This window comes from Grimontia celer (genome assembly GCF_900055185.1).
Classification (GTDB): Bacteria; Pseudomonadota; Gammaproteobacteria; order Enterobacterales; family Vibrionaceae; genus Enterovibrio; species Enterovibrio celer.
Genome location: NZ_FIZX01000001.1, coordinates 463,945 through 488,269, shown reverse-complemented (window position 1 = coordinate 488,269; position 24,325 = coordinate 463,945). Strand labels below are relative to the sequence as shown.

General features: G+C 48.2%; 22 protein-coding genes and 1 riboswitch. Of the genes, 8 read left to right on the top strand and 14 right to left on the bottom strand.

The annotated features are described in order from the left end of the window. The first annotated feature begins 65 nt into the window (after nucleotides 1-65). The 5 genes from GCE9029_RS02250 (at nucleotide 66) to GCE9029_RS02230 (ending at nucleotide 5,231) form a co-directional block, all read left to right on the top strand. Entirely contained in the window at nucleotides 66-725 is a 660-nt protein-coding gene (locus GCE9029_RS02250) for a pseudouridine synthase (protein ID WP_062660840.1), read from the top strand. Between the two features lie 84 nt (nucleotides 726-809). Continuing rightward, nucleotides 810-1,922: a tRNA 2-thiouridine(34) synthase MnmA gene (gene mnmA, locus GCE9029_RS02245; protein ID WP_046305232.1), complete on the top strand. Its 1,113-nt coding sequence runs from the start codon at nucleotides 810-812 to the stop codon at nucleotides 1,920-1,922. 13 nt (nucleotides 1,923-1,935) lie between these two features. Then, nucleotides 1,936-2,556, top strand: a complete 621-nt coding sequence (hflD, locus tag GCE9029_RS02240) for a high frequency lysogenization protein HflD (RefSeq protein ID WP_062660839.1) — start codon at nucleotides 1,936-1,938, stop codon at nucleotides 2,554-2,556. 22 nt (nucleotides 2,557-2,578) lie between these two features. Further along, nucleotides 2,579-3,949 (top strand): adenylosuccinate lyase, encoded by a 1,371-nt coding sequence (gene purB / locus GCE9029_RS02235; protein ID WP_046305230.1) that lies wholly within the window; start codon nucleotides 2,579-2,581, stop codon nucleotides 3,947-3,949. A 148-nt stretch (nucleotides 3,950-4,097) separates the two neighbouring features. Beyond that, a complete protein-coding gene (locus GCE9029_RS02230; RefSeq protein ID WP_062660838.1) occupies nucleotides 4,098-5,231 on the top strand; it encodes a ribosomal protein uL16 3-hydroxylase in 1,134 nt (377 codons plus the stop codon). Between the two features lie 63 nt (nucleotides 5,232-5,294). Here the strand turns inward: GCE9029_RS02230 and oppF are convergent, their stop codons facing one another. From oppF to GCE9029_RS26485, 6 genes are all read right to left on the bottom strand, one after another. Continuing rightward, the gene (gene oppF, locus GCE9029_RS02225) at nucleotides 5,295-6,290 is read right to left on the bottom strand and encodes a murein tripeptide/oligopeptide ABC transporter ATP binding protein OppF (protein WP_062660837.1); all 996 of its coding nucleotides are present in this window, start codon (nucleotides 6,288-6,290) and stop codon (nucleotides 5,295-5,297) included. Next, nucleotides 6,290-7,255 (bottom strand): ABC transporter ATP-binding protein, encoded by a 966-nt coding sequence (locus GCE9029_RS02220; RefSeq protein WP_002539140.1) that lies wholly within the window; start codon nucleotides 7,253-7,255, stop codon nucleotides 6,290-6,292. Before GCE9029_RS02220 ends, oppF begins: the two co-directional genes overlap by 1 nt. Before the next feature lie 9 nt (nucleotides 7,256-7,264). After that, entirely contained in the window at nucleotides 7,265-8,176 is a 912-nt protein-coding gene (gene oppC / locus GCE9029_RS02215) for an oligopeptide ABC transporter permease OppC (RefSeq protein ID WP_152442376.1), read from the bottom strand. 13 nt (nucleotides 8,177-8,189) lie between these two features. After that, the gene (oppB, locus tag GCE9029_RS02210) at nucleotides 8,190-9,113 is read right to left on the bottom strand and encodes an oligopeptide ABC transporter permease OppB (protein WP_002539138.1); all 924 of its coding nucleotides are present in this window, start codon (nucleotides 9,111-9,113) and stop codon (nucleotides 8,190-8,192) included. Nucleotides 9,114-9,185: 72 nt separating this feature from the next. Continuing rightward, nucleotides 9,186-10,826: an ABC transporter substrate-binding protein gene (locus tag GCE9029_RS02205; protein ID WP_062660836.1), complete on the bottom strand. Its 1,641-nt coding sequence runs from the start codon at nucleotides 10,824-10,826 to the stop codon at nucleotides 9,186-9,188. A 631-nt stretch (nucleotides 10,827-11,457) separates the two neighbouring features. Continuing rightward, complete coding sequence (locus tag GCE9029_RS26485; RefSeq protein ID WP_197475312.1) at nucleotides 11,458-11,616, bottom strand: hypothetical protein; 159 nt, start codon at nucleotides 11,614-11,616, stop codon at nucleotides 11,458-11,460. A gap of 794 nt (nucleotides 11,617-12,410) precedes the next feature. Between GCE9029_RS26485 and GCE9029_RS02200 the strand changes: the two genes are divergently transcribed. Then, complete coding sequence (locus GCE9029_RS02200; protein ID WP_062660835.1) at nucleotides 12,411-14,927, top strand: glycosyl hydrolase family 18 protein; 2,517 nt, start codon at nucleotides 12,411-12,413, stop codon at nucleotides 14,925-14,927. Between the two features lie 244 nt (nucleotides 14,928-15,171). Here GCE9029_RS02200 and moaE read toward each other — a convergent pair whose 3' ends face one another. The 5 genes from moaE to moaA all read right to left on the bottom strand — a co-directional run bounded on the left by moaE (nucleotide 15,172) and on the right by moaA (nucleotide 17,877). Next, nucleotides 15,172-15,612: a molybdopterin synthase catalytic subunit MoaE gene (gene moaE, locus GCE9029_RS02195; protein ID WP_062660834.1), complete on the bottom strand. Its 441-nt coding sequence runs from the start codon at nucleotides 15,610-15,612 to the stop codon at nucleotides 15,172-15,174. Nucleotides 15,613-15,615: 3 nt separating this feature from the next. Next, nucleotides 15,616-15,861: a molybdopterin synthase sulfur carrier subunit gene (gene moaD / locus GCE9029_RS02190; RefSeq protein WP_002541946.1), complete on the bottom strand. Its 246-nt coding sequence runs from the start codon at nucleotides 15,859-15,861 to the stop codon at nucleotides 15,616-15,618. Beyond that, entirely contained in the window at nucleotides 15,858-16,337 is a 480-nt protein-coding gene (moaC, locus tag GCE9029_RS02185; RefSeq protein WP_062660833.1) for a cyclic pyranopterin monophosphate synthase MoaC, read from the bottom strand. The genes moaD and moaC overlap by 4 nt, the downstream gene beginning before the upstream one ends. Before the next feature lie 3 nt (nucleotides 16,338-16,340). Next, nucleotides 16,341-16,853, bottom strand: a complete 513-nt coding sequence (gene moaB / locus GCE9029_RS02180) for a molybdenum cofactor biosynthesis protein B (RefSeq protein ID WP_062660832.1) — start codon at nucleotides 16,851-16,853, stop codon at nucleotides 16,341-16,343. Between the two features lie 37 nt (nucleotides 16,854-16,890). After that, a complete protein-coding gene (moaA, locus tag GCE9029_RS02175) occupies nucleotides 16,891-17,877 on the bottom strand; it encodes a GTP 3',8-cyclase MoaA (RefSeq protein ID WP_062663097.1) in 987 nt (328 codons plus the stop codon). After that, a riboswitch (molybdenum cofactor riboswitch) is annotated at nucleotides 17,866-18,001 on the bottom strand. (Overlaps the previous gene by 12 nt.) Before the next feature lie 489 nt (nucleotides 18,002-18,490). Between moaA and GCE9029_RS02170 the strand changes: the two genes are divergently transcribed. Further along, the gene (locus tag GCE9029_RS02170) at nucleotides 18,491-19,060 is read left to right on the top strand and encodes an LON peptidase substrate-binding domain-containing protein (protein ID WP_231870019.1); all 570 of its coding nucleotides are present in this window, start codon (nucleotides 18,491-18,493) and stop codon (nucleotides 19,058-19,060) included. Nucleotides 19,061-19,224: 164 nt separating this feature from the next. After that, nucleotides 19,225-20,112, top strand: coding sequence for a uridine diphosphate-N-acetylglucosamine-binding protein YvcK (gene yvcK, locus GCE9029_RS02165; RefSeq protein WP_062660830.1), 888 nt, complete (start codon nucleotides 19,225-19,227; stop codon nucleotides 20,110-20,112). Here the strand turns inward: yvcK and GCE9029_RS02160 are convergent. The 3 genes from GCE9029_RS02160 to uvrB all read right to left on the bottom strand — a co-directional run bounded on the left by GCE9029_RS02160 (nucleotide 20,074) and on the right by uvrB (nucleotide 24,218). Then, entirely contained in the window at nucleotides 20,074-20,433 is a 360-nt protein-coding gene (locus tag GCE9029_RS02160) for an Hpt domain-containing protein (RefSeq protein WP_062660829.1), read from the bottom strand. The genes yvcK and GCE9029_RS02160 overlap by 39 nt on opposite strands. A gap of 3 nt (nucleotides 20,434-20,436) precedes the next feature. Further along, on the bottom strand, nucleotides 20,437-21,888 hold the full coding sequence (gene luxO / locus GCE9029_RS02155; RefSeq protein WP_062660828.1) for a quorum-sensing sigma-54 dependent transcriptional regulator LuxO: 1,452 nt from the start codon (nucleotides 21,886-21,888) through the stop codon (nucleotides 20,437-20,439). A gap of 305 nt (nucleotides 21,889-22,193) precedes the next feature. After that, nucleotides 22,194-24,218 (bottom strand): excinuclease ABC subunit UvrB, encoded by a 2,025-nt coding sequence (gene uvrB / locus GCE9029_RS02150; RefSeq protein ID WP_062660827.1) that lies wholly within the window; start codon nucleotides 24,216-24,218, stop codon nucleotides 22,194-22,196. Between the last annotated feature and the right edge of the window lie 107 nt (nucleotides 24,219-24,325).

The window sequence follows — 24,325 nt, the reverse complement described above, 5'->3', positions numbered from 1 at the left end:
AATCACATAATTCCATGTATAATACCAAGGTCTCATTTGTTACCCGACCCGATTGACACGACTCAATGACGTTTAAAACTACCCCTAAAAGAGGCGCGAAGACGCCGTCTTCAAAGCCGAATTTCCGACGCACTTCACGCCGACGTACTGACAAACCTTCGCGTCCGAAAGGTCCGACGAAAGTCATTCTATTCAATAAACCTTTCAACACCCTGACACAGTTCACCGGTGAGCCAGGCGATTCCACTCTGGCAGACTTCATTCCTGTGAAAGAGGTATATCCTGCCGGACGTCTTGATAAAGATAGTGAAGGACTTCTGGTTTTGACCAACGATGGTATTTTGCAGGCACGTCTTACCCAACCTCAATCCAAGTCCGCAAAAATCTACTGGGTGCAGGTTGAAGGCGAACCCTCTGAAGAATCCTTGAACGCACTTCGTGATGGTGTGGAACTCAATGACGGCTGGACACTGCCAGCAGGCGTGGAGGTAATGGTTGAACCTACTATTTGGGATCGCAATCCACCTATTCGCCATCGCCCTTCCGTGCCAACAACCTGGTTAGCAATCACGCTGACAGAAGGCCGTAACAGACAGGTTCGTCGCATGACCGCTGCAGTAGGTCACCCCACGTTGCGTCTGGTGAGATACAAAATGGGCGACTGGACCGTCGATGACTTGCAACCCGGTGAATGGCGTGAAGTGCCACCGCCTACACGCAATTAAATTGTGACTCACATCTCATCTGTAACCGCGTAAAGGTTTCTGTTAAACTCTGCCCCCGATTTTATTGGAGCTAGAAATTTCGTCATGTCAGATAACAGCAGCAAAAAAGTTATTGTCGGTATGTCCGGCGGCGTCGACTCCTCAGTGTCCGCCTACCTACTGAAGCAACAAGGCTATCAGGTAGAAGGCCTTTTCATGAAAAACTGGGAAGAAGACGATAACGACGAGTACTGTTCGGCAGCGGAAGATCTGGCCGATGCGCAGGCCGTGTGTGACAAGCTGGGGATTACCCTGCACACCATCAACTTCGCCGCAGAGTACTGGGACAACGTGTTCGAGCACTTCCTGACCGAATATAAAGCAGGTCGTACACCGAACCCAGATATCCTGTGCAACAAAGAAATTAAATTCAAAGCTTTCCTAGAGTTTGCCGATGAAGTGCTGGAAGCTGACTACATTGCGATGGGCCACTACGTGCGCCGCACTTTCCCGACTCAGGAAGGTGAAAAAGCACAAATGCTTCGTGGTCTGGATAGCAACAAAGACCAAAGCTATTTCCTATACACACTTAGCCACGATCAGGTTGCACGCAGCCTGTTCCCAGTTGGCGATTTGGAAAAGCCAGAAGTTCGACGCATTGCTGAAGAGCAGGATTTGATTACGGCGAAAAAGAAAGATTCGACGGGCATCTGCTTTATCGGTGAGCGCAAGTTCACTGACTTTCTGTCGAAGTACCTGCCAGCGCAGCCAGGCATCATTGAAACCGTTGATGGCGACGAAATTGGTGAACACCAAGGTCTGATGTACCACACTTTGGGTCAGCGCAAAGGTCTTCACATCGGTGGCCAAAAAGGTGGCAACGGCAATGAAGCACCTTGGTATGTGGTTGATAAAGACGTTGAACGCAACGTACTTATTGTTGCTCAGGGTCACGACCACCCTCGCCTATTCTCAAAAGGCTTGGTGGCAGGTCAATTACACTGGGTAGATCGTGAAACGATTACCGAACCATTGAAGTGCACCGTAAAAACGCGATACCGCCAACAAGACATATCATGTACCATCGAACCCATTGATGGTGACCAGATCAAAGTGATTTTTGATGAACCGCAATCAGCGGTGACTCCTGGTCAATCAGCGGTATTCTATAGCGGTGATGTTTGCCTGGGTGGCGGCATCATCGAACAGCGTATTTAAGGAGCACTCATCTGTGGCTAATACTTTGTTTGATCGTACCATCGCGTTCGCAGGTATCTGTCAATCCGTCAAACTGGTTCAGGAAATTGCACGCAAGGGAAGTTGTGATTACGACGCTCTAAGTGCCAGCTTGAACAGTATTATCCTCACGAATCCGTCTTCAACTTTGGAGGTTTTCGGCAATGAAGAAAACCTCACCATTGGTTTGAACACACTGATTAATGAATTAGATAACAGTCCGGGTGGCAGTGAGCTTACCCGTTATCTGATCAATATCCTCGCGTTGGAACGCAAGCTGTCCGGTCGCCGTGACAGCCTTGCGCAACTTTCGGATCGTATCGAAACTGTCCAGCGTCAGGTCCAACACTTTGAACTGCTCGATGATCAAATGATCAGCAACCTTGCCAGTATTTACCTCGACACCATCAGCCCTCTAGGCCCACGTATTCAGGTAACCGGTAACCCTGCCCAACTGCAACAAACTGGCGTACAACACAAAGTACGCGCCCTGTTGCTTTCAGGTATCCGTGGCGCTGTGCTTTGGCGTCAGGTAGGTGGCAAACGTCGCCATCTTATCTTTGGCCGCAAGCAAATGATCGAGCAAGCCAAAATCATCCTAGCCAGAAATTCGTAATATTTAATTCAGGAGAAAGCCCATGGAACTGTCAGCATTGACAGCTGTTTCACCGGTTGATGGCCGCTACGGGACGAAAACGATTGCGTTACGTTCTATCTTCAGTGAATTTGGTCTGCTGAAGTACCGTACTATCGTAGAAGTCCGTTGGCTGCAGAAGCTGGCTGCAACAGATGCCATCAAGGAAGTACCGGCATTCAGCGCAGACGCAAACGCACTACTCGACAAAATCGCTGCAGAATTCAGCGAAGAAGATGCACAGCGCATCAAAGAGATTGAGCGTACCACCAACCACGACGTAAAAGCGGTTGAGTATTTCCTGAAAGAAAAAGTTGCAGACAATGCAGAGTTGAATGCGGTTAACGAGTTCATTCACTTTGCATGTACCTCAGAAGACATCAACAACACTTCTCACGCTCTGATGCTGAAAGAAGCACGTGAGCAAGTGATCCTGCCAGAAATCCGCAACGTGATTGACGCGATTAAAGCACTGGCTGTTGAATACCGCGATGTTCCTCTTTTATCACGTACCCACGGCCAGCCAGCATCCCCATCTACTATGGGTAAAGAAATGGCGAACGTGGCGTACCGTATGGAACGTCAATACAAGCAAATCGAAAACGTAGAGATCTTGGGTAAAATCAACGGTGCAGTAGGTAACTACAACGCGCACCTGTCTGCATACCCAGAAGTTGACTGGCACCAGTTCAGCGAAGAGTTCATCACTGAATCTCTGGGTGTTACCTGGAACCCGTACACCACGCAAATCGAACCGCACGATTACATCGCTGAGCTGTTCGATGCGATTGCTCGCTTCAACACCATTCTGATCGACTTCGACCGCGACGTATGGGGTTACATCGCACTGGGTCATTTCAAGCAGAAGACCATTGCAGGTGAAATCGGCTCTTCAACCATGCCGCACAAAGTGAACCCAATCGACTTCGAAAACTCAGAAGGCAATCTGGGTCTGGCGAATGCAGTATTCGGCCATTTGGCACAGAAACTGCCAATCTCTCGCTGGCAGCGTGACCTGACGGATTCAACCGTACTGCGTAACCTGGGCGTAGGCGTAGGCTATGCGATCATCGCTTACACCTCTACCCTGAAAGGTATCAGCAAGCTGGAAGTGAACCGTGAAGCACTTGAAGCTGAGCTGGACAAGAACTGGGAAGTACTGGCTGAACCGGTACAAACCGTGATGCGTCGCTACGGCATTGAGAAACCTTACGAGAAGCTGAAAGAACTGACTCGTGGTAAACGTGTAGACGGTGAAGGCATGCGTGCATTCATCGACGGTCTGGATCTGCCAGAGCATGAAAAAGCGCGTCTGAAAGAGATGACGCCAGCGAACTACATCGGTGATGCAATCAAGCTGACTGACGCGCTGTAATTTAGCAATTCAGTCTGAAAGCCCGAATACGCCAGTGTTCGGGCTTTTTTAATGCACCTCGTTTATACCCAAACAAACCTGAAGATGCTCGTATTCAGGTTGTTTGGGTATATACTCTCCCCCAATCCCAAGAAACAGCAATCCCACTATGTATCAGTTAAATTTTGATCTGAACGATTTCCTTACTCGCTTCTGGCACAAAGAGCCTGTTGTGATTAAAAACGGCTTCATCGATTTTGAAGACCCTATCAGCCCGGATGAAGTGGCGGGTCTGGCGATGGAAGAAGAAATCGATTCCCGTTTTGTGTCCAACCTGGATGGTAACTGGGAAGTTCAACATGGGCCATTTGAGAGCTTTGAAAGCTTCCCAGACACGCACTCCCAGCTGATTGTTCAGGCTGCCAACCATTGGCACCCGGGACCGCGCGCGTTATCCGAACCTTTCCGTGGTCTACCGAACTGGCTGTTCGATGATGTGATGGTTTGTCTGTCTATGCCGGAAGGCGGCGTGGGTCCGCACATTGACCAATATGACGTGTTTATCTGTCAGGGCATGGGTAAGCGTCGCTGGCGTGTCGGTGATAAAGGCGAATACAAAGATGCCAATCACAATACTGGCCTCCGTCAGATTGAAGGCTTCGACCCCATTATCGACGAGATCCTTGAGCCAGGTGACATCCTGTATATTCCGCCGGGCTTCCCGCATGAAGGCAATACTATTGAAGTGTCACTCAGCTATTCAGTAGGTTATCGCTCACCGAAGAAGCAAGAGCTTCTTAACGGCTTTGCAGATTTCGTGCTGACCAACGAATTGGGTGACAAGCACTTCTACGATCCAAATATTCAAACCCGTGATGAGCACGGCATGATCCCAACAGCAGAATACAATGCGCTGAACGACATGCTGATGAAGCTGATCAACGATGAAGACGCTAAAGCGCGATGGATGGGTGAGCAACTAAGCCAGTCTCGCCATGAGCTAGACATCATGCCAGCGGATCCACCATGGCAATCTGATGAGCTTCAACAGTTTATGGAAGACGGTTTATATCTGGAAAAAGTGTCTGGTCTTAAAGCGCTGTACCACGAAAACAACCCTTCACTGGTTTTCATCAACGGAGAAACTATTGAACTGCCAGAAGGTTGTGAAGCTGCGGCGAAGGTCTTCTGTGATATGGAATACTTCTCGGGCGAAGATTTGGGTGCAATTGCTAACAACCCTGCCCTTTTGGCACTATTGCTTGATTTCTGCAATCAGGGCTTGTGGTACCCGCAAGCGTAATGCACTGAAATTTCGAAATAAAAAAGCCTTCCGTTTGGAAGGCTTTTTCGTATTGAGTATCTGTTAAAGATGAACCTGCAGACAGGACACGGAATGGTGGTCAGTTCCTGCCAGCCTTGGCTTAGTCTGTGCGCACGCATCTGTCGCTTGAGGACAACGGGTACGGAATACACAACCCGAAGGCGGGTTCATCGGCGAAGGCAGCTCACCTTCCAACAACTGAATTTCTTTGTTCCGCTCTTTCACAGGATCCGGCACGGGAACCGCAGACATCAAGGCTTTAGTATATGGGTGCTGCGGGTTGTCGAACAGCGCATTACCTTCAGCGAGTTCCACAGCGTTACCCAGATACATCACCAGAACGCGATCAGAGATGTGCTTCACTACCGAAAGGTCGTGCGCAATAAAGATCAGGCTCAGGCCCATTTCTTTTTGCAGCTCTTTCAGCAAATTCACTACCTGCGCCTGAATCGACACGTCCAGTGCAGAAACCGGCTCGTCACAGATCACCAGTTTGGGTTTCAGGATAAGCGCGCGTGCAATACCGATACGCTGACACTGACCGCCCGAGAACTCGTGCGGGTAGCGGTTAATCACGTTCGGCAGTAAGCCAACACGGGTCATCATTGCCTGCACCTGCTGTTTCACTTCATCCTTAGACAGTTCTGGATAGAAGGTTTTCAGCGGCTCAGCGATGATGTCACCCACCGTCATACGTGGGTTCAAGGATGCCAGAGGATCCTGGAAAATCATCTGGATTTCTTTGCGCTTCTCACGCAAAGCGTTCCCTTCCAACTTAGTCAGATCCTGACCCAGCCAGACAACCTGACCTTCGGTTGCCTGCACCAAGCCAATCACAGCACGGGCAAATGTGGACTTACCACAGCCTGATTCGCCCACGACACCTAAGGTTTCACCCTCATATAGCTTGATGTCTACGCCATCAACGGCTTTCAGAGCCGTTGGCTTTGCCCAAGGCCATACTGACTTGGACGCAATATTGAAGTGCACTTTCAGGTCTTCAATATCCAGTAGCAGTTTCTTATCCATTACACCCATTACCAAGCCTCCTGATCAGAAAAACATGCGCGCAGACGTCCATCAGCAAAAGGCGTCAGGATAGGCGATTCGCTCTTACAGCGGTCACCAACGCGATGGCAGCGGTCCTGATACGGACAGCCCGGTGGCAGTTTCAGAAGGTTTGGCGGGTTGCCCGGGATGGTCGGTAGAATTTCACCTTCCGTATCCAGACGTGGAATCGCCTTTAATAGTCCTTCTGTGTATGGGTGGCTTGGTTTGTAAAAAATCTCATCGACCTTACCGTATTCCATGGTACGGCCCGCGTACATGACCAGCACTTTGTCACAAGAGCCGGCGACTACGCCCAGATCGTGGGTGATCATGATGATTGCAGTATTGAATTCTGATTTCAGCTCGTTCAACAGCTCCATGATCTGCGCCTGTACGGTCACATCAAGGGCTGTAGTTGGTTCATCAGCAATCAGCAGTTTTGGTCGGCAAAGCAGCGCCATCGCAATCATCACACGCTGACGCATACCGCCTGAGAATTCATGCGGGTACATGGTGATACGCTTACGCGCTTCAGGAATTTTCACCGCTTCCAGCATGCGAACAGACTCTTCGAATGCTTCCGCTTTTCCCATGCCTTTGTGCAGCATGAGTACTTCCATCAGCTGATCGCTGACTTTCATAAACGGGTTCAATGAGGTCATTGGATCCTGGAAAATCATCGCGATTTGTTCCGCGCGGATTTTATTCAGTTCCTTCTCTGGAAGGTTTAGGATCTCGTTGCCTTCAAATTTTGCGCTGCCGGAAACAACGCCGTTTTTCGCCAGCAGACCCATGATAGAGAACACGGTCTGACTTTTACCTGAACCCGACTCACCGACGATACCCAGCGTTTCGCCACGGTCGAGTGAGAAGTTCAGGTCGTTAACTGCGGTGACAGACCCATCCTGGGTTTTAAACTCTACGCGCAGATCTTTTACATCTAACAGGCTCATACTTCCTCCTTATCGATCCTTCGGATCCAGCGCGTCACGCAGACCATCACCCACATAGTTAAAGCAAAGCAGTGTGGTGACCATAAACAGCGTTGGGAAAGCCAACTGCCAGATTGCCAGTTCCATGGTTTGGGAACCTTCCTGTAGCAGCGCGCCCCAGCTCGTCATTGGCTCTTGAACACCCAGGCCCAAGAAGCTCAGGAATGACTCGATCAGAATCATGGTTGGGATAAGCAGGGTTGAGTAAACCGCTACGATACCCAGCACGTTCGGTACGATATGACGGAGGATAATATTCTTGGTGCTGACACCACATACGTGTGCCGCTTCAATAAATTCTTTGTTACGTAAACTGAGAGTCTGGCCACGTACGATGCGCGCCATATCCAGCCAGGCAATGGCACCGATAGCCACGAAAATCAGGAAGATGTTACGGCCAAAGAAGGTCACCAATACGATAACCAAGAACATGAACGGAATCGCATTCAGAATTTCCAGAATACGCATCATCACGCGGTCAGTACGACCACCAATGTAGCCTGAAGTAGCACCATAGATAGTGCCGATCACAACAGCTACCAAGGCCCCCATCAGGCCAACCATCAGTGAGATTTGGCCACCAACCAGCGTACGGACATAGATGTCACGACCCAGCGCATCAGTACCAAAAACATGGCCTTCTTCGCCGAAAGACGGTGCTGCGTGCATCGCATACCAATCGGTATCGTCGAAAGTATATGTCGCAAACATTGGGCCAATCAGGACCCACGCCGTGATACACATAAGGATGAACAGACTGGTCATTGCTGCTTTATTGCGCATGAATCGGATACGCGCATCTTGCCAAAGACTCCGGCCTTCTACTTCCAGCTTCGCCGAGAAATTTTCGATAGCTTCGTTATTTTCTTCTCTTTTTAAAATCATGATTCAAACCTCAATAACGAATCTTCGGATCCAGCCACGCCAGAAGAATATCGACGATAGCGTTGAAGATAATAAACAGCGCACCAATCAGGATGGTGACACCCAAAACCAGCGAGTAATCACGGTTGAACGCTGCGTTAACGAACAGTTTTCCGATCCCTGGCAAACCAAAGATGGTTTCGATAACCACCGAGCCAGTGATGATGCCCACAAACGCAGGTCCCATGTAAGAGACCACCGGCAGGAGCGCTGGACGCAGAGCATGCTTGATAACGATGTATCTCATGCTCAGGCCTTTCGCTTTCGCGGTTCGGATAAAGTTACTGTTCAAGGTTTCAATCATGCTGCCACGAGTAATACGGGCAAACGTTGCGATATACAGGAACGACATAGCAACAATCGGCAGAATCATGTACTGGATTGCACCGCCATTCCAACCACCTGCAGGGAGCCATCCCAGACCGATGGAAAAGATATAAATCAATACTGGGGCAAGAACGAAAGACGGCAACACAACCCCAAACATCGACGTGGACATGATGAGGTAGTCCACCCAACTGTTTTGCCGCAAGGCGGCGATGGTGCCGACAGTGACCCCGATGATGACGGTCACGATAAATGCATAAAAACCTACTTTTGCAGAAACAGGCAGAGCAGAGGCGATCAGTTCGTTGACGGTATAGTCTTTGTATTTAAAAGAAGGACCAAAGTCACCACGCAGTACCACGTTGCCAAGATAGGTGGTGTATTGCTCAAACAACGGCTTATCCAGTCCGTATTTGGCATTGATATTTTGCATTACCTCTTGCGGCAATGTTTTTTCCGAAGAAAAGGGATTTCCGGGCGCGAAACGCATTAAAAAGAAGGAAATCGTAATCAATACCAAGAGTGTTGGTATCGCTTCCAGTGTACGAGTCAAAATCAATCTAAACATAAAGCATCCTACTTATGTTCGAAAAAACATGCGTCTGTAGCTTGGCCACAGACGCATGGAGTGGCGCTATTATTATTCTGCGATGATGAACATATCTTTCGAGTAGATATTGTCTTGCGGGTTCTGGTCTGGGTAGCCACCTACCTGCGTGCCAACCAAGCGAGGTTGCACGTATTGGTAGATAGGTGCTATTGGCATATCTTGAGCCAGCTGCGCTTCAGCAATCGCGTAGTATCCATTACGCTCAGCTTGATCTTTCGCTACGCGGATAGCATCGCTCATCGCTTTATCAAACACTTCACTTGAATATTTCTGGTCGTTTGAGCCGTTCTCGGTCATCGCGATAACCAGGAAGGTAGACGCTTCGTTGTAATCCGCACACCAGCCTGCACGACGAACATCAAAGTTGCCTTGCTTGCTGCTATCCAGGTACGTTTTCCACTCTTGGTTCTCAAGTGTTACGTTAACGAAGTTACCCAGAGATTTTTTCCACATAGACTGAATCGCTACAGCAATCTTCTTGTGGTTTTCACTGGTGTTATAAAGCAGTGTGAAATCCAGCGGGTTACCAGAACCGAAGCCTGCATCTGCCAGCAGCTTCTGAGCCTCAGCGATACGCTCTTTCTGCGTCATCTTCGCGTACTCAGGTGCTTCTGGAGCAAAACCAGTGATACCGCTGTGAGTCAAAGCGTAAGCAGGTTTCTGGCCTTGGCCAAGAATCGCTTTAGTGATGATGTCACGGTCGATGGTGTAAGACAGTGCCTTACGAACACGTACATCATCAAAAGGTGGTTTCTGGGTATTGAAGCCGTAGTAGTAAGTACACAGGCTTGGAGAAACGACAACATTGTCTGGGTATTGCTTAGCCAGGCGACGGAACTGCTCGTTAGGCACTTCATATGTGATATCGATTTCGCCAGACAGGAAGCGGTTCATTTCCGCATTCTGGTTTTCGATTGGCAGGAAAGTTACCTGATCAAGAACTGTGTCTTTGTTATCCCAGTAGTTTTCGTTGCGCTCAAGAACGATCTTCTCGTTCACCACCCAATCAGACAGAACAAATGCACCGTTACCAACGAAGTTACCAGGCTTAGTCCAAGAATCACCGTGTTTCTCAACCGTGCCCTTGTGAACTGGGTACATGGTGGTGTGAGCCATCATCTTAACGAAGTAAGGCAAAGGAACGTCAGTTTCTACAACCAGGGTTTGATCATCAATCGCTTTAACACCCAGCTCTTCAATCGATTTTTTCCCGGCGATAATGTCTTTCGCGCCTTTCATCTGGGTTTTTTCGATGTACCAAGCGTAAGGAGACGCGGTGTTTGGATCAACGACACGCTTAAAGCTGTATTCGAAATCATGCGCTGTAATTGGGTCGCCGTTAGACCACTTCGCATCTTTACGGATTTTGAAAGTGAACGTCTTGTTGTCTTCAGTGCTCCATGACTCAGCAACACCTGGAATTGTGTTACCAACGGCATCCTGAATGACCAGACCTTCCATCAGGTCACGCAATACATGAGACTCAGGCACACCTTCTACTTTATGTGGGTCAAGAGACGCCACTTCAGTACCGTTACCACGAACGAGCTCTTGCTTAGGTGACAGTTTCACACCGGCAGGTACATCAGCTGCAGTCGCAGTGAAAGAGGTGGCTGCTACTGCCATACCAGCGCCAAGCAACAGCGCCTGAGTGATTTTGTTCTTATACATGCAGATACTCCAATTTATCCTTCAGTTGCATCCATGACACTCTCCGCGACCATAAAACGGGAAGCGAATTAAGCTGCTTACCGCCACAAAATATAGGTGCTTTACGGAGAATTGTTTGGAACATTACCAAGCATCAAAGCAATTTGCCACAAAAACGACAAAAAAAGTCACATATATCTAACATAACGAGCATTATCAGCATCTATCACTATTTCATTGCACAGCATTGAACATATGCTTCACCTTCAGATGCAATCAAAGTGAAATATTGTAGATATCGCCTTAAAAGCATATTTTTTAAGCATTAAAGTCTGGTGTTATCGGTATCTTTTACAACAAAAATCGTTAATATCAGCCGTTTAAAAAACAATCAAAAGCGTATTCATTCACTATTCATGAATAGAATTTACACTCTCCAAACCAACAAAAGATGACACCAAGCTTTGTAAAGCACTGAAAATAATCACCAAGCCATTGATTTTACAATTTGTAAAACTATTTTTGCCGCATAACTTAAGTGGTCAGTGGATAAATATTGGTCGTTTGTTGCGACCAAATATGTCGCACATTCGCGAAGGCAATAAAAAAGCCAGTTGGAATCAACTGGCCTATGAATGGAAGTGAGCGGTTTTTACTTTTGCTGATCTTGCGTTTGAAGAGGATCCTGGTCCGCACTTTTCTGCTCTTTGCCCTCAACAAGGGTTCCAGTACTGCTCTCACTCATGTCATCTGGCAGAACCTCTTGCAACATCTGCTTCATCTTTTTATTGCTAATACGTCTATGTCCCATTGTGATCCTCCTGATTGATTCATTCCACCATGGCACACTCAACTGCGGTGCACATTCGCTGATTTACCAACACGCTTTGTATTACTTACCAGCAATAAAAGTGTAGCAAAGCCTATCCACTCCCCCGCCCCACATTTGAAACAATGAGATAGCGAGCACGTAGGCGCCTAAAAACACTACAAATTATGATGTTTTAATAACGTACGGTAATAAAAAAATTGCTGGTTAGAATTTATTCGTTCTAATTAGAGATGTGACACAGATTAAATTGTGAAAGTCTTAAATATTGCGCACTATGTCTCTGTACCGATGTAATGAAAGTTTGTTTTATCGGCACTGAGGTGCAACAACCAGAATTAATCAACAATTAAACAAAGAGACGATCACGAAAATGAGACCTGCCGGTTCCCAATCCAGACCTCTGTGCTCTCGCGTCCGACATGGCTTTATTCCTTCTGCCAAAAAGCAGGCAAACGAAGAAAAAGCAAAAGGCACCCGTTGATACACAGTTCATTATGTAAATGAATAACCTCTCTACCGAGAGGTTATTTTTTTCCTGCAAACTTAATTCGCCAAGACGATAAAGTGTGCAATTTTTGTGATGACCTGTTCAAAAACCACCCGCAATGTAACGAGCTCGTTACTTTTTTCTCTTCTACACCTCTAATTCCTTACCCTCTGATTTTGCTTTAAATCCGTTTCTTACCAAGTATCAGGACAGAGTCAGCGCAGATTGGCTCATATTCACGCGATGAATAGATAATTCTCGCAATAAATTTTCGAGGGATATTAAGATGAACAAACGGGCTTTTCTAAAGGGGCTACTCGCAGCCTCTATCGCCAGCGCTACCGCTGCGCCAGCCATGGCGGCACCTGGCGCACCCATTATTGCTTGGGGTGAAACAAACTTTGCGATTATCGAAGTCAACGATGCTGCTAGCGCATACAAAGACTTGGTGACTGTAAAACCTTACGCAGAAGTACCGGTTTCATGGGATCGTTGGTCCGGTGAACCAGGTGATACTTGGCGAGTACTCCTTAACGGCCAAGTGGCTCATGAAGCGTCAGTCACTCCATCTGCCAGCCAGAAAGAGTCTGCCATCGTGCAGGTCGCTAAAGGCGGCAAATATGACATGGTCGTAGAACTGTGTAGCGGTACAGGTGCTGCGCAAGCTTGTACTCAAAGTGCACCAAAACAGATTGTTGTTGCAGACACAGATGGCAGTCATCTTGACCCGCTGCCAATGAACGTTGACCCTAACAATGGTAACTACACCACACCAGCGAACACTGTCATGGGCGCATACTTTGTTGAATGGGGCGTTTACGGTCGTAAATTCCCAGTAGACAAAATTCCAGCGCAAAATCTGACTCACATTATTTATGGTTTCGTGCCAATTTGTGGCAATAACCCATCTCTTGCTGATGGTCCTCTCGCAGCACTGAACCGCGCATGTGCTGGCTTGCCAGATTACGAAGTCGTTATTCACGATCCTTGGGCGGCGGTTCAAATGCCTCACCCACAATCAGGCCAAAGCCACTCTTCCTCTTATAAAGGTACTTACGGCCAGATCATGGCGCTTAAGCAGCGTTACCCTGACCTAAAAATCCTTCCTTCAATCGGTGGCTGGACACTGTCTGACCCATTCTACGAGTTTGGCGATAAGGCTAAACGTGACAAGTTTGTCGCTTCTGTGAAGAAGTTCCTGCAAACCTGGAAGTTCTATGACGGTGTAGATATCGACTGGGAATATCCAGGCGGTCTGGGTGCTAACCCGAACCTAGGCGATCCTGCGAAGGATGGCGACACTTACGCTGTACTGATGCAAGAACTACGTGCAATGCTGGATGAGCTTTCTGCTGAAACTGGCCGCACGTACGAACTGACCTCAGCGGTTGGTGTTGGCTACGACAAGATTGCCAATGTTAACTATGTAGATGCTGTTCCTTATATGGATTACATCTTCGCCATGACTTACGACTACTACGGTGGTTGGAACAACGTTGTGGGTCACCAAGCGGCACTGGACTGTGGCAGCCATATGTCTGCTGACGAGTGTGCAGGTAAAGGTGTTGACGCAGAAGGTAAACCACGTAAAGGCCCTGCATACACAACGAAAAACGGTGTAAACCTACTGCTTGAAAAAGGCGTTCCACCTGAGAAACTGGTTATTGGTGCAGCGATGTACGGCCGTGGCTGGACCGGTGTAACAGAAGCAAGCATGTCAGATCCAACTAACCCAATGACGGGTGTAGGTAACGGCAAAATTGCGGGTTCTTGGGAAGCAGGCGTTATCGACTACAAAGATATCGTGACAGATTACGAGAACAAAGCAGGTGTTGTGCTTGGCTATGATGAACAAGCTGAAGCACCATGGGCTTGGGATCCATCAAACGGTGACCTTGTCACTTACGACAACAAGCGCTCTGTGATGGCTAAAGGTGCCTACGTTCGCCAAAACAACTTTGCCGGTCTGTTTGCTTGGGAAATCGATGCAGACAACGGTGATATCTTGAACGCGATGCAAGAGTCACTTGCAGGTGGTCCAGTTGACCCTGTTAACAAAGCACCTGTGGCCAATGCTGGAGCTGATGTTACCGTTAACGCAGCGGGTGCTGTAGCACTTGATGGTTCAGCGTCGAAAGATACTGACGGACAAGTTGTTTCGTACAGCTGGAAACAAACTTCAGGCCCTTCAGTTGCACTGACTGGCGCAAGCACCGCAACCGCATCTGCTGATATTCCAGCAGTCACTGCAGATACCCAGTTCGTGTTCTCACTGACTGTGACCGACAATAAAGGCGCAACTGCGACCGATACTGTTGTGGTCACTGCGAAAGCAAAAGTTATTGACCCAGTCAACGAAGCACCTGTAGCCGCGCTGGCGGCACCAGCTACTGCTAATGCAGGTGATGTTGTTCTGGTCGATGCCAGCGGTTCAAGCGACGCAAACAATGATGCACTCACCTATACCTGGGATGTTCCAGCGGGTGTAACTGCAACACAAAACGGCGCTTCACTGACTTTCACTGCAGGTAGCTACTCAGTGGATACAACACTGACGTTCTCAGTGACAGTATCAGATGGCAAGCTGACCGACTCTGCAACCGTATCGGTTGTCGTCGCGAAAGATGAGCCTGTAGTAACTTGTCCTAACGCTTGGGCGGAAGGTGTTGTTTATAATTCAGGTGACGTTGTGACTCACAAAGGCGTTGAGTACTCAGCCAAGTGGTGGACCTCAAACGAAGAACCTGGCACAACTGGCCAATGGGGAGTTTGGAAAGAACTGGGCGCAGCAAGCTGCCAGTAATCTAAACCTCCACCAACTAGAACGAAAAAGGGATGCATTTGCATCCCTTTCTTTGTTTCGGTGAAACCTGAAAGTAATACCAATCACAGTAGATAGATGATCAGAAATAGCGGCAGGGAAAATGCTCGAGAGCAAGGCGGAAAATTTCGATAAGTAGTTATTCGACAATCAAATTTTTCAACGCAGTTATCGAGCATTTTAACAAGCTAGGATGAGCAGATATTTACTACGATTGGTATAATAACTACCAACGCTTTGCTGCGTCCTCATCACTGTCACGCGCTTCAATCCAACGTTCTTGGTCTGTAAGACGCTCTTTCTTCCAGAATGGCGCTTTGGTTTTCAGGTAGTCCATCACAAACTCACAAGCTTCAAACGCAGCGCCACGGTGCGCACTTGAGACCCCCACAAAAACAATTTGGTCGCCGATATCTAATGCACCTACACGATGGATAACGCGAACATGTGTCAGCGGCCATCTTGACTGCGCTTGCTCTACAATCTCAGCCAGAGACTTTTCCGTCATGCCTGGGTAATGCTCTAAAGTCAGACCCGTGACATTGTCGCCAAGATTCATGTCGCGAACTTTGCCGATAAAGGTCACGATAGCACCATCGCCAGCATGATCATTCAGTCGCTGGTATTCTTCTGCGACGGAGAAATCCTGTTCTTGTACCGAGATCATTTATCAGCCTCCGGTCACCGGAGGGAAAAAGGCAACCTCATCACCTGCTTTCACTGGCGATGACAACTCAGAAATGGTCTGGTTGATTGCTACCAGAAGCTTACCCTGTTCTAGAGCAAGAGCCCATTTGTCGCCTTTTGCGGCAAGATGCGTGCGGATTTCTTCCGCTGACTGAAATTCACCTTCCAATGTCAGTGATGCCGTACCGACAAGCTCTTTAACTTGCGCAAAAAAGAGTACCTGAATCATCCTTCCACCTTAAAGTGTCCTGATTTGCCGCCTGTTTTTTCCAGCAGACGAACCTGACTGATAACCATGTCTTTCTGGACAGCCTTACACATGTCATAGATTGTCAGTGCGGCCACTGAAGCAGCCGTCAACGCTTCCATCTCTACACCTGTCTTGCCTGACAGTTTGCAAACCGACTCGATACGTACCTGTGATGTTTCTGGCAATGCTTCAAGTGAAACTTCAACCTTCGATAGCATCAATGGATGGCATAGTGGAATCAGATCCCAAGTACGCTTTGCCGCTTGAATACCCGCAATGCGCGCTGTCGCAAAGACATCTCCCTTGTGGTGTTTGCCTGAAACAATCAACTCCAGCGTTTCAGCGGCCATGGTAACAAACGCTTCCGCGCGTGCTTCACGGACCGTCTCCGCTTTACTGGAAACATCCACCATGTTTGCCTCGCCTGAGGCGTTAATATGTGTAAAGCCGCTCATGAATTATTTACCCAAATGCGGCATAAAGTTACATGGGCGGTGGCTAGCATCCAGCTGCTGTTTGATGATGCCATTCCAACCGGTACGGCAAGCACCTGTTGAACCAGGCATTGCAAAGATAACCGTGTGGTTAGCGAAACCTGCAATCGCACGAGACTGGATAGTTGAGGTGCCAATTTCTTGATAAGAAATCGCGCGGAATAGCTCACCAAAACCTTCTACTTCTTTGTCAAAAAGCGGTTTCAGGGCTTCTGGCGTGCTGTCACGGGAGGTAAACCCAGTACCACCGGTGATCAAAACTGCCTGCACGTTTTCATCAGCAATCCACTGCGAAACAATCGCGCGGAGTTGGTATACATCGTCAATAACGATTTTCTTATCCGCCAGTTGGTGACCCGCTTCTTGCAACGCATCAACCAGGAACTTGCCTGAAGTATCGTTTTCTTCAGTGCGAGTGTCAGAAACAGTCAGGACTGCAATTTTTGCAGGCGAAAATTCAGTAACAGCGTGACCCATAAAATTTGAACCTCAATGAGTGATGTCTGGAACGGCGTTATCCGCCGATAGAAGCCAGGTGCGGCGTCATACCGGTGTGCCCCTGGTCTAGAAAATGACTTTGCTTTTTATTTGCCAGCGCACCTTGAATGCGTGCGATTAGCGATTCTTCCTGTGAGTCATCCTGAAGTAAATCGCGAAGCTCAACGCCATAGTCACCGAAAAGGCACATATGGAGCTTACCCACAGCAGAAACGCGCAGACGATTACAGGAATCACAGAAATCTTTTTTGTATGGCATGATAAGCCCGATTTCCCCCGCATAATCAGGGTGACAGAACACCTCTGCTGGTCCATCACTTTGGCTTCGTACCTTCATGATCCAACCGTTGGCGATCAAATGATTTCGGATAGACACACCTGACAAATGGTGATTTTCAAACAGAGAGTTCATCTCACCCGTTTGCATCAGCTCAATAAAGCGCAGTTGGATAGGTTTGTCTTTAATCCAGTTAAGGAAAGCGGGCAACTCGCCACTGTTCAGATCTTTCAACAAAACAGCGTTAACTTTGACCTGTTCAAACCCTGCGTCGAAAGCAGCGTCAATACCACGCATCACCTGGTGAAATTTGTTCTCGCCAGTGATCTGGTGAAACATTCGTGGGTCAAGGCTATCAACACTCACGTTAATATTGGTGAGGCCAGCATCATGCCATTGCTGGGCATGTTTCTCGAGGCGGTAACCATTAGTGGTCATCGCGACCTTCTCAATACCTTCTTGCGCAGCAATCATAGCGACAATGTCAGTGAAATCTTTTCGAAGTGTCGGCTCGCCACCAGTGATACGGACTTTAGACGTGCCACAGTCAGCAAACGCAGCCACCACGCGATGAAGCTCATCCAACGTCAGGAAGCTTGAGTTTTTTTGCGTAGGCTTGTAACCATCCGGCAAGCAATACGTGCAACGGAAGTTACAGACATCAGTAATAGACAACCTCAAGTAATAAAACTTGCGATTGAAAGAATCTTCAAATTGAACAGCCACGAAACACCTTTCCAAATACGGGAGACGGCCACATTTCTAAGACCGCCCTGGTGACTCAGGGTCACGGCCTAACACGCATATTCTGGCGAACTTAGCGAGATAGGCTTCGGAGTTACCTGCGTCCGGTATTGTCACTTGTGACAATGAGACCGGAGCTTTAAGCATAATCTAGCAAAATTTATCTTTTGCTAACAAGAAATGTCCCTCACTTTCGTGCAGATTTGCCAATGCCTTAACTTTTTACTCACTGTCTCAAAACACAAACAGATCTGAGACGAAACCTTCAGCACAATTTTCTCACAACCGATGTGTGGAAGTTCAAATTGGGCATGGAAAGGGAAATTTCCAACCAATCCGTCGTTTCCGATCCATACTCAAAACTGGCAAAACGTGGTCTCACATTGCATTTTGAGAGGTTTCAAATCGCAAATTCAAATTGCATTTTGCAACCTCAAAAATGAAATGTCTGCAAAATCAGTCATGTAGTGTCTGGGCATTGAATTTGCACGGTCGATTGTACGACACGGGTATCTAAGTAGTTCCGATATTAAATACATATAAAAAAAGGCGGCTCAGGGAAGAAGTGCTAAGCCGTCAGCAAAACCGGGAGCTAATGATGACAATTACTTTGCCAATCCTATTCAACAATCGTCACATCCTTCCTTCAGGACGTTTGCCATTGCGCGTAACCCCTGGAGAGCAGTTAAACACCGTGAAGTATGCCATGCGTAACGGTTTAGACCTTGGCGTTTGTATGGATGAAACCAGCCCTATCGGTGCTGGGATTGGAACAAGAGTTAAAATTGAAGACTTCAGCTTGGCGCCGGAAAGTGGCGCTTTAACTATCACAGTGTGTGGCCACGAAAGCTTTGTGATCGACAGCATCAAAGAAAATGATGCCGGTGTTGTTGAAGCAGTATGCCAGACACTTCCTGCTTGGCCAGAACGTGCAGTGAGTAACGATGCTCAGCCTTTAGCCGAAAGGCTTCTTATCATGTTCGAGAGGTATCCAGAACTGAGCTCGTTGCACAAAAAGCCAAACTTCGATGACTTGAGCTGGCTTTGTCAGCGCTGGTTGGAGCTTCTGCCAATTCCGGCGAGTGAGAAACAAGTTCTGATGGCAGCACATACCTGCAGTGACACTGCCGAGTATTTGCTTAGCCTGATGAAAGAGCCTCACTGATTTCGCCTCAAACCTATCCAACAAAGACCAGCGTAAGCTGGTCTTTTTTTGTCCGCTGCGTGATCGAAAACCTAAAATAAAGTGAGAATTTGCGAGAAACCGCATTCTTTTATGACACATGCCTTATGATTGGCAATAGAAACCGATTAAAAAAACGAAGCGCGATGAAAGAACCAAAACAAAAAATCGTAGCCATTGGAGGCGGACATGGTTTGGGACGTGTCCTGTCAGCTTTGCGTGAGCACGGCGATCTTGTCACAGGTGTCGTGACAACCACTGACAACGGCGGCTCAACTGGCCGTATTCGAGCTTGTCAGGGAGGCATTGCCTGGGGCGACACAAGAAACTGTATTAATCAGTTGATCACTGAGCCTTCAATCGGCTCGATGATTTTCGAATATCGTTTCAAAGGCAACGGTGAACTCGATGGCCATAATCTTGGCAATTTGATGCTCACGGCGTTGGATAACTTATCCATTCGCCCGTTGGAAGCAATCAATCTCATCCGGGATATGCTCAAAGTATCAACCCATATCGTGCCGATGTCTGAACACCCTGCCGACCTTGCTGCCCAGACGACTACCGGTGAAGTCATTGCTGGCGAAACCGACGTGGATGAATTACCCGAGCCTCCTGCGCGTCTAATGCTAGAGCCTGTAGTACCTGCGACTAAAGAAGCGGTTATGGCCATTCACGAAGCTAATTTGGTAGTACTAGGCCCCGGAAGCTTTTTGACCAGCGTAATGCCGCCATTGTTATTGCCTGAAATCAACCGGGCACTCAAGCAGACGGACGCAAAAGTCATATTCATACGAAATCTTGGCAAAGAGCATGGTCCTGCCGGGCAAATGTCGCTGAAAACGATGTTGAATTGGTGCGAACGCTCAATGGGTGGACGTGGGATTGACGTGGTATTGGGGCCGGATATTGACGAAGAACTCGGCGATGATTACCAGCAGGTGGTGACAGATTTAGCATCTGCCAACCACCAGTGGCGTCATGATAGGGACAAATTATCCCAAGCGATCGAGCAGATCCTGCTGACCTGCTAACGCTTTGTATTGCACTGCGGTGCCCTGCAACATCGTCGTCAAACGAGGCAGTTGGTCTTGAACCCATGATTCCTGACCTTGTTTTACACGAGATTCACATTCACGCGCCAGCTCAGCCAGTTCGTCTGCGCCGAAGCTGGCCGCGCTGCTTTTAATTGCATGGCTAATCTCTCGTACTTGCATTGCGCTCGGTGCTTCTGAAAGTTGATCAGAATATCGGCTTAGTTCGTCACTAAATACCACGAGCAGGGAAGACACGGTATCTTCACCTACTTCAACCGCCAGCCGCCGCAACGTCTCATGATTCACTGTCGACGCCATAACTTAGTTCCTTTTTTCTTGTGATTCTTGCCAACTTTGCAGCTTGCGATAAATAGTTGATGGGCTAACTTCCAGCAGGCCTGCTGCCTGCGGGATGTTTCCATCACATGCATCAATTGCAATTTGTATCGCTCGCTTTTCTACCAACCACAGGGGTTCAATGTCGGCTTTCGTCACCGCCCCTTGATTCAACAACGCTGACGCGACGGAAAAATTGTCGTCGCGTGAAGGAGCAATTGCTGTTTGCGTAGTTGCTCTAACAGGGGTAGATGCAATTTTGACACCAGAAACTGAATTTAATGGCGGAGGCAACATTTGTTCTGTGACTTCTCGCGCATTGTGTAGCACAACAATGTTGCGGATCACGTTCTGCAATTGCCTCACATTCCCTGGCCATTCGTAGCTTAACAAGCGGCCAGTGACTTCTGCATTAAAGGTCCGAAAATCTTTTCCTTCCTCCATGGCAAACATAAGCAGTAGGGACTGAGCAATCTCGACGACATCCTCACCACGCTCGCGTAGAGGCGGAAGCGCCAAAGGAATGACATGCAGGCGATAATAAAGATCTTCGCGGAAGTTGCCTTTCATCACCTCTTCCCAAGGATCACGGTTCGTCGCGCAGACAAATCGCACATCAACTTGTTTTACTTTGGAAGATCCCACTTTCTGGAATGTGCCGGTCTGAATAAATCGCAGGAGTTTAGACTGGAGGTCTAGATCCATTTCACAGATTTCATCTAGAAATAGTGTCCCCCCATCAGCCATTTCTGCTGCGCCTTCTCGTTCGGACGCTGCGCCGGTAAAGGCGCCTTTCATGTGGCCAAACAGTTCACTCTCAATGAGATCTTTCGGGATAGCAGCACAGTTAATCGCGACAAACGGTTTTTTGGCGCGTGAGCTTGCGGCATGAACGGCTTCTGCACACACTTCTTTACCCGTGCCACTTTCGCCAGTAATGAACACTGTCGCCTTACTGGGCGCGGCGGAGTCAATGACACGGTAAACAGCCTGCATTGGCACACTGTGCCCGATGAAGCCGTAATACGCTCCTTCAGGAGACTGACCACCAATTTTACTCTTTGGTTTCAGTGCGTTATTGACGGTTACCCGTAACAAATCAGCTTCGCAAGGCTTAATCAGGAAGTCGCTTGCGCCATAGCGCATTGCTTCCACGGCTGCATCAATTGAGCCATGCGCAGTCATAATCACAACGGGAATATCCGGGTGAAGTTCGCGAATTTCAGAAAGCACGTCGAAACCGGAAATGTCAGGCAGTCGAAGGTCCAAAAGGACCAACGCGAAATTGCCTGAAGAAAAATGGTGAATCGCCTCCTGTCCCGTACTTGCTATCTCAACCTCGACATCCAGTGGATTGAGATAAGACTTGTACAGTGCGGCCACAGAAGCGGTGTCTTCCACCATTAAGATGCGTTTTTTGGCGCCAGAATCTAGCATTGAACCCCCGCCATCGATCCCTCAATAAATCTATCTTTTTCTTAGAAAGTCAGTACCAATTATAACGCCGATTTTCGTCAACAAAGGAGAATCGGTGCGTTTTGCATTGCAATTTGCAAAAGAAATTGCAAATAAGGTAGTTCTAATTCATTGGAATTGCTATGTCGTGCGTTAAAAATGTTGGCACACTTACTGCATTAATTAAAGTGACCCTTCTGGGTCACCTAGCCAACTGACGTTGTTTGTGAGCACTTCGTTCACTGAAACAAGATAGCCAACCGACCTTTTTGCGGTTGGCTTTTTTTTTAGCTGTTCTGTATAAATAACGCCCGCAAATCAGCAATTTCATCACGTAGACCAGCAGCCGTTTCAAACTCCAGGTTTTGCGCAGCTTCATACATTTGCGCTTCCAATTTCTGGATCTGAGCTTCAATTTGCTGTGGTGATTTTGCCACATAAGCAGCGTCTTCTTCTGCCACTGCCTTAAGTGAAGACGACACTTTTGGCTTCTGCGGCCGACGTTTGCCGCCCAGCTCCATGACATCCGCGATTTTTTTGTTGAGCTTCTGGGGAACAATACCATGTTCTTCATTGTGAGCCTGTTGTTTCGCCCGACGACGCTCTGTTTCTTCTATTGCTCGCTGCATGGAGCCAGTAATAGTGTCACCGTATAGAATTGCCTTACCAGCAAGGTTACGCGCAGCACGTCCGATAGTCTGAATAAGCGAACGGTCTGAGCGCAGGAAGCCCTCTTTATCAGCATCCAGAATCGCCACCAGAGAGACTTCTGGCATATCGAGGCCTTCTCGCAGTAAGTTGATACCCACCAGAACATCAAATTCACCCAGTCGTAAATCCCGGATGATTTCTACCCTCTCTACTGTATCGATGTCTGAATGCAGGTAACGAACTCGCACGTCATGCTCTTCCAAATACTCAGTGAGGTCTTCTGCCATGCGCTTAGTCAGCGTCGTTACCAATACGCGCTCATCTTTTTGCGTACGAAGGCGAATTTCTGACAGCAGATCGTCCACTTGAGTCGCTACTGGACGCACTTCTATTTCTGGGTCAAGAAGACCAGTTGGTCGCACAACCTGATCAGCGATTTCTCCATCAGATTTTTCCAGCTCGTATTTACCCGGCGTTGCAGACACATAGACGGTTTGCGGTGCCAGAGCTTCAAACTCGTCAAACTTGAGCGGACGGTTATCCAGCGCGGAAGGTAATCGGAAGCCATACTCCACCAGCGTTTCTTTACGCGAGCGGTCGCCTTTGTACATCGCGCCTATCTGCGGCACGGTAACGTGCGATTCATCGATGATCAAAAGACCATCGGCAGGTAGGTAGTCAAACAGAGTTGGTGGCGGCTCCCCTTCGGTTCGGCCGCTCAAATAGCGCGAGTAGTTCTCGATACCCGAGCAATAACCCAGCTCTTGCATCATCTCGAGGTCAAACAAGGTTCGCTGGGAAATACGTTGCTCTTCAATCAGCTTATTGTTTTCCAGCAAGACTTTTTTCCGGTCAGCCAGTTCAACTTTGATGTGCTCAATGGCGTCCAGAATTTTCTCACGCGGAGTCACATAGTGGGTTTTCGGATAAATCGTCGCTCGAGGCAGATTACGTTCAGAAATCGATCCTGTCAGCGGGTCAAAGACGCTGATGCATTCCACTTCGTCGTCAAATAGCTCAATACGGATAGCATCGCGATCAGATTCTGCAGGGAAGATATCAATCACTTCACCACGCACACGGAAAGTACCGCGACTAAAAGCCTGATCATTCCGGGTGTATTGAAGCTCTGCAAGCCGGCGTAGGATTGAGCGCTGCTCAATCATGTCGCCACGACGCAAGTGCAACATCATCTTTAGATAAGAGTCCGGATCACCCAGACCGTAAATCGCAGAGACGGAAGCGACAATCACCACATCGCGGCGTTCCATCAGCGCTTTGGTTGCGGAAAGACGCATCTGCTCAACGTGTTCGTTGATAGACGCATCTTTTTCAATAAAGGTATCGGAAGCGGGAACATACGCTTCTGGTTGGTAGTAGTCGTAATAAGAAACGAAATACTCCACCGCATTTTCCGGAAAGAACTCTCTCATCTCACCATACAACTGCGCTGCCAGGGTTTTGTTAGGCGCCAATATCATGGTTGGGCGTCCAGCTTCGGCAATCACATTGGCCATGGTGTAGGTCTTACCCGACCCCGTCACACCCAACAGCGTTTGATGTGCCAAGCCAGAATCCAGCCCATCCAACAATTGGTTGATGGCAGTAGGCTGGTCACCTGCCGGTTTAAATGGCGATTGCAGTATAAAAGTCTTGCCCATCTTGCTTCCGTGACTCAATCATCAAACCACTCATTTTGCGCGCTCAGTCCCCTAAGTCAACTGACAAGATACTGACAAGGCTCGGAGTTGTTGACACACTTGGTTTC

Excerpts from the sequence above, each read along its gene's own strand:
- GCE9029_RS02250 (WP_062660840.1), top strand. The coding sequence starts at position 66 with ATGACGTTTAAAACTACCCCTAAAAGAGGCGCGAAGACGCCGTCTTCA.
- mnmA (WP_046305232.1), top strand. The coding sequence starts at position 810 with ATGTCAGATAACAGCAGCAAAAAAGTTATTGTCGGTATGTCCGGCGGC.
- purB (WP_046305230.1), top strand. The coding sequence starts at position 2,579 with ATGGAACTGTCAGCATTGACAGCTGTTTCACCGGTTGATGGCCGCTAC.
- GCE9029_RS02230 (WP_062660838.1), top strand. The coding sequence starts at position 4,098 with ATGTATCAGTTAAATTTTGATCTGAACGATTTCCTTACTCGCTTCTGG.
- oppF (WP_062660837.1), bottom strand. The coding sequence starts at position 6,290 with ATGGGTGTAATGGATAAGAAACTGCTACTGGATATTGAAGACCTGAAA.
- GCE9029_RS02220 (WP_002539140.1), bottom strand. The coding sequence starts at position 7,255 with ATGAGCCTGTTAGATGTAAAAGATCTGCGCGTAGAGTTTAAAACCCAG.
- oppB (WP_002539138.1), bottom strand. The coding sequence starts at position 9,113 with ATGTTTAGATTGATTTTGACTCGTACACTGGAAGCGATACCAACACTC.
- GCE9029_RS02205 (WP_062660836.1), bottom strand. The coding sequence starts at position 10,826 with ATGTATAAGAACAAAATCACTCAGGCGCTGTTGCTTGGCGCTGGTATG.
- GCE9029_RS26485 (WP_197475312.1), bottom strand. The coding sequence starts at position 11,616 with ATGGGACATAGACGTATTAGCAATAAAAAGATGAAGCAGATGTTGCAA.
- GCE9029_RS02200 (WP_062660835.1), top strand. The coding sequence starts at position 12,411 with ATGAACAAACGGGCTTTTCTAAAGGGGCTACTCGCAGCCTCTATCGCC.
- moaE (WP_062660834.1), bottom strand. The coding sequence starts at position 15,612 with ATGATCTCGGTACAAGAACAGGATTTCTCCGTCGCAGAAGAATACCAG.
- moaD (WP_002541946.1), bottom strand. The coding sequence starts at position 15,861 with ATGATTCAGGTACTCTTTTTTGCGCAAGTTAAAGAGCTTGTCGGTACG.
- moaC (WP_062660833.1), bottom strand. The coding sequence starts at position 16,337 with ATGAGCGGCTTTACACATATTAACGCCTCAGGCGAGGCAAACATGGTG.
- moaB (WP_062660832.1), bottom strand. The coding sequence starts at position 16,853 with ATGGGTCACGCTGTTACTGAATTTTCGCCTGCAAAAATTGCAGTCCTG.
- GCE9029_RS02170 (WP_231870019.1), top strand. The coding sequence starts at position 18,491 with ATGATGACAATTACTTTGCCAATCCTATTCAACAATCGTCACATCCTT.
- yvcK (WP_062660830.1), top strand. The coding sequence starts at position 19,225 with ATGAAAGAACCAAAACAAAAAATCGTAGCCATTGGAGGCGGACATGGT.
- GCE9029_RS02160 (WP_062660829.1), bottom strand. The coding sequence starts at position 20,433 with ATGGCGTCGACAGTGAATCATGAGACGTTGCGGCGGCTGGCGGTTGAA.
- luxO (WP_062660828.1), bottom strand. The coding sequence starts at position 21,888 with ATGCTAGATTCTGGCGCCAAAAAACGCATCTTAATGGTGGAAGACACC.
- uvrB (WP_062660827.1), bottom strand. The coding sequence starts at position 24,218 with ATGGGCAAGACTTTTATACTGCAATCGCCATTTAAACCGGCAGGTGAC.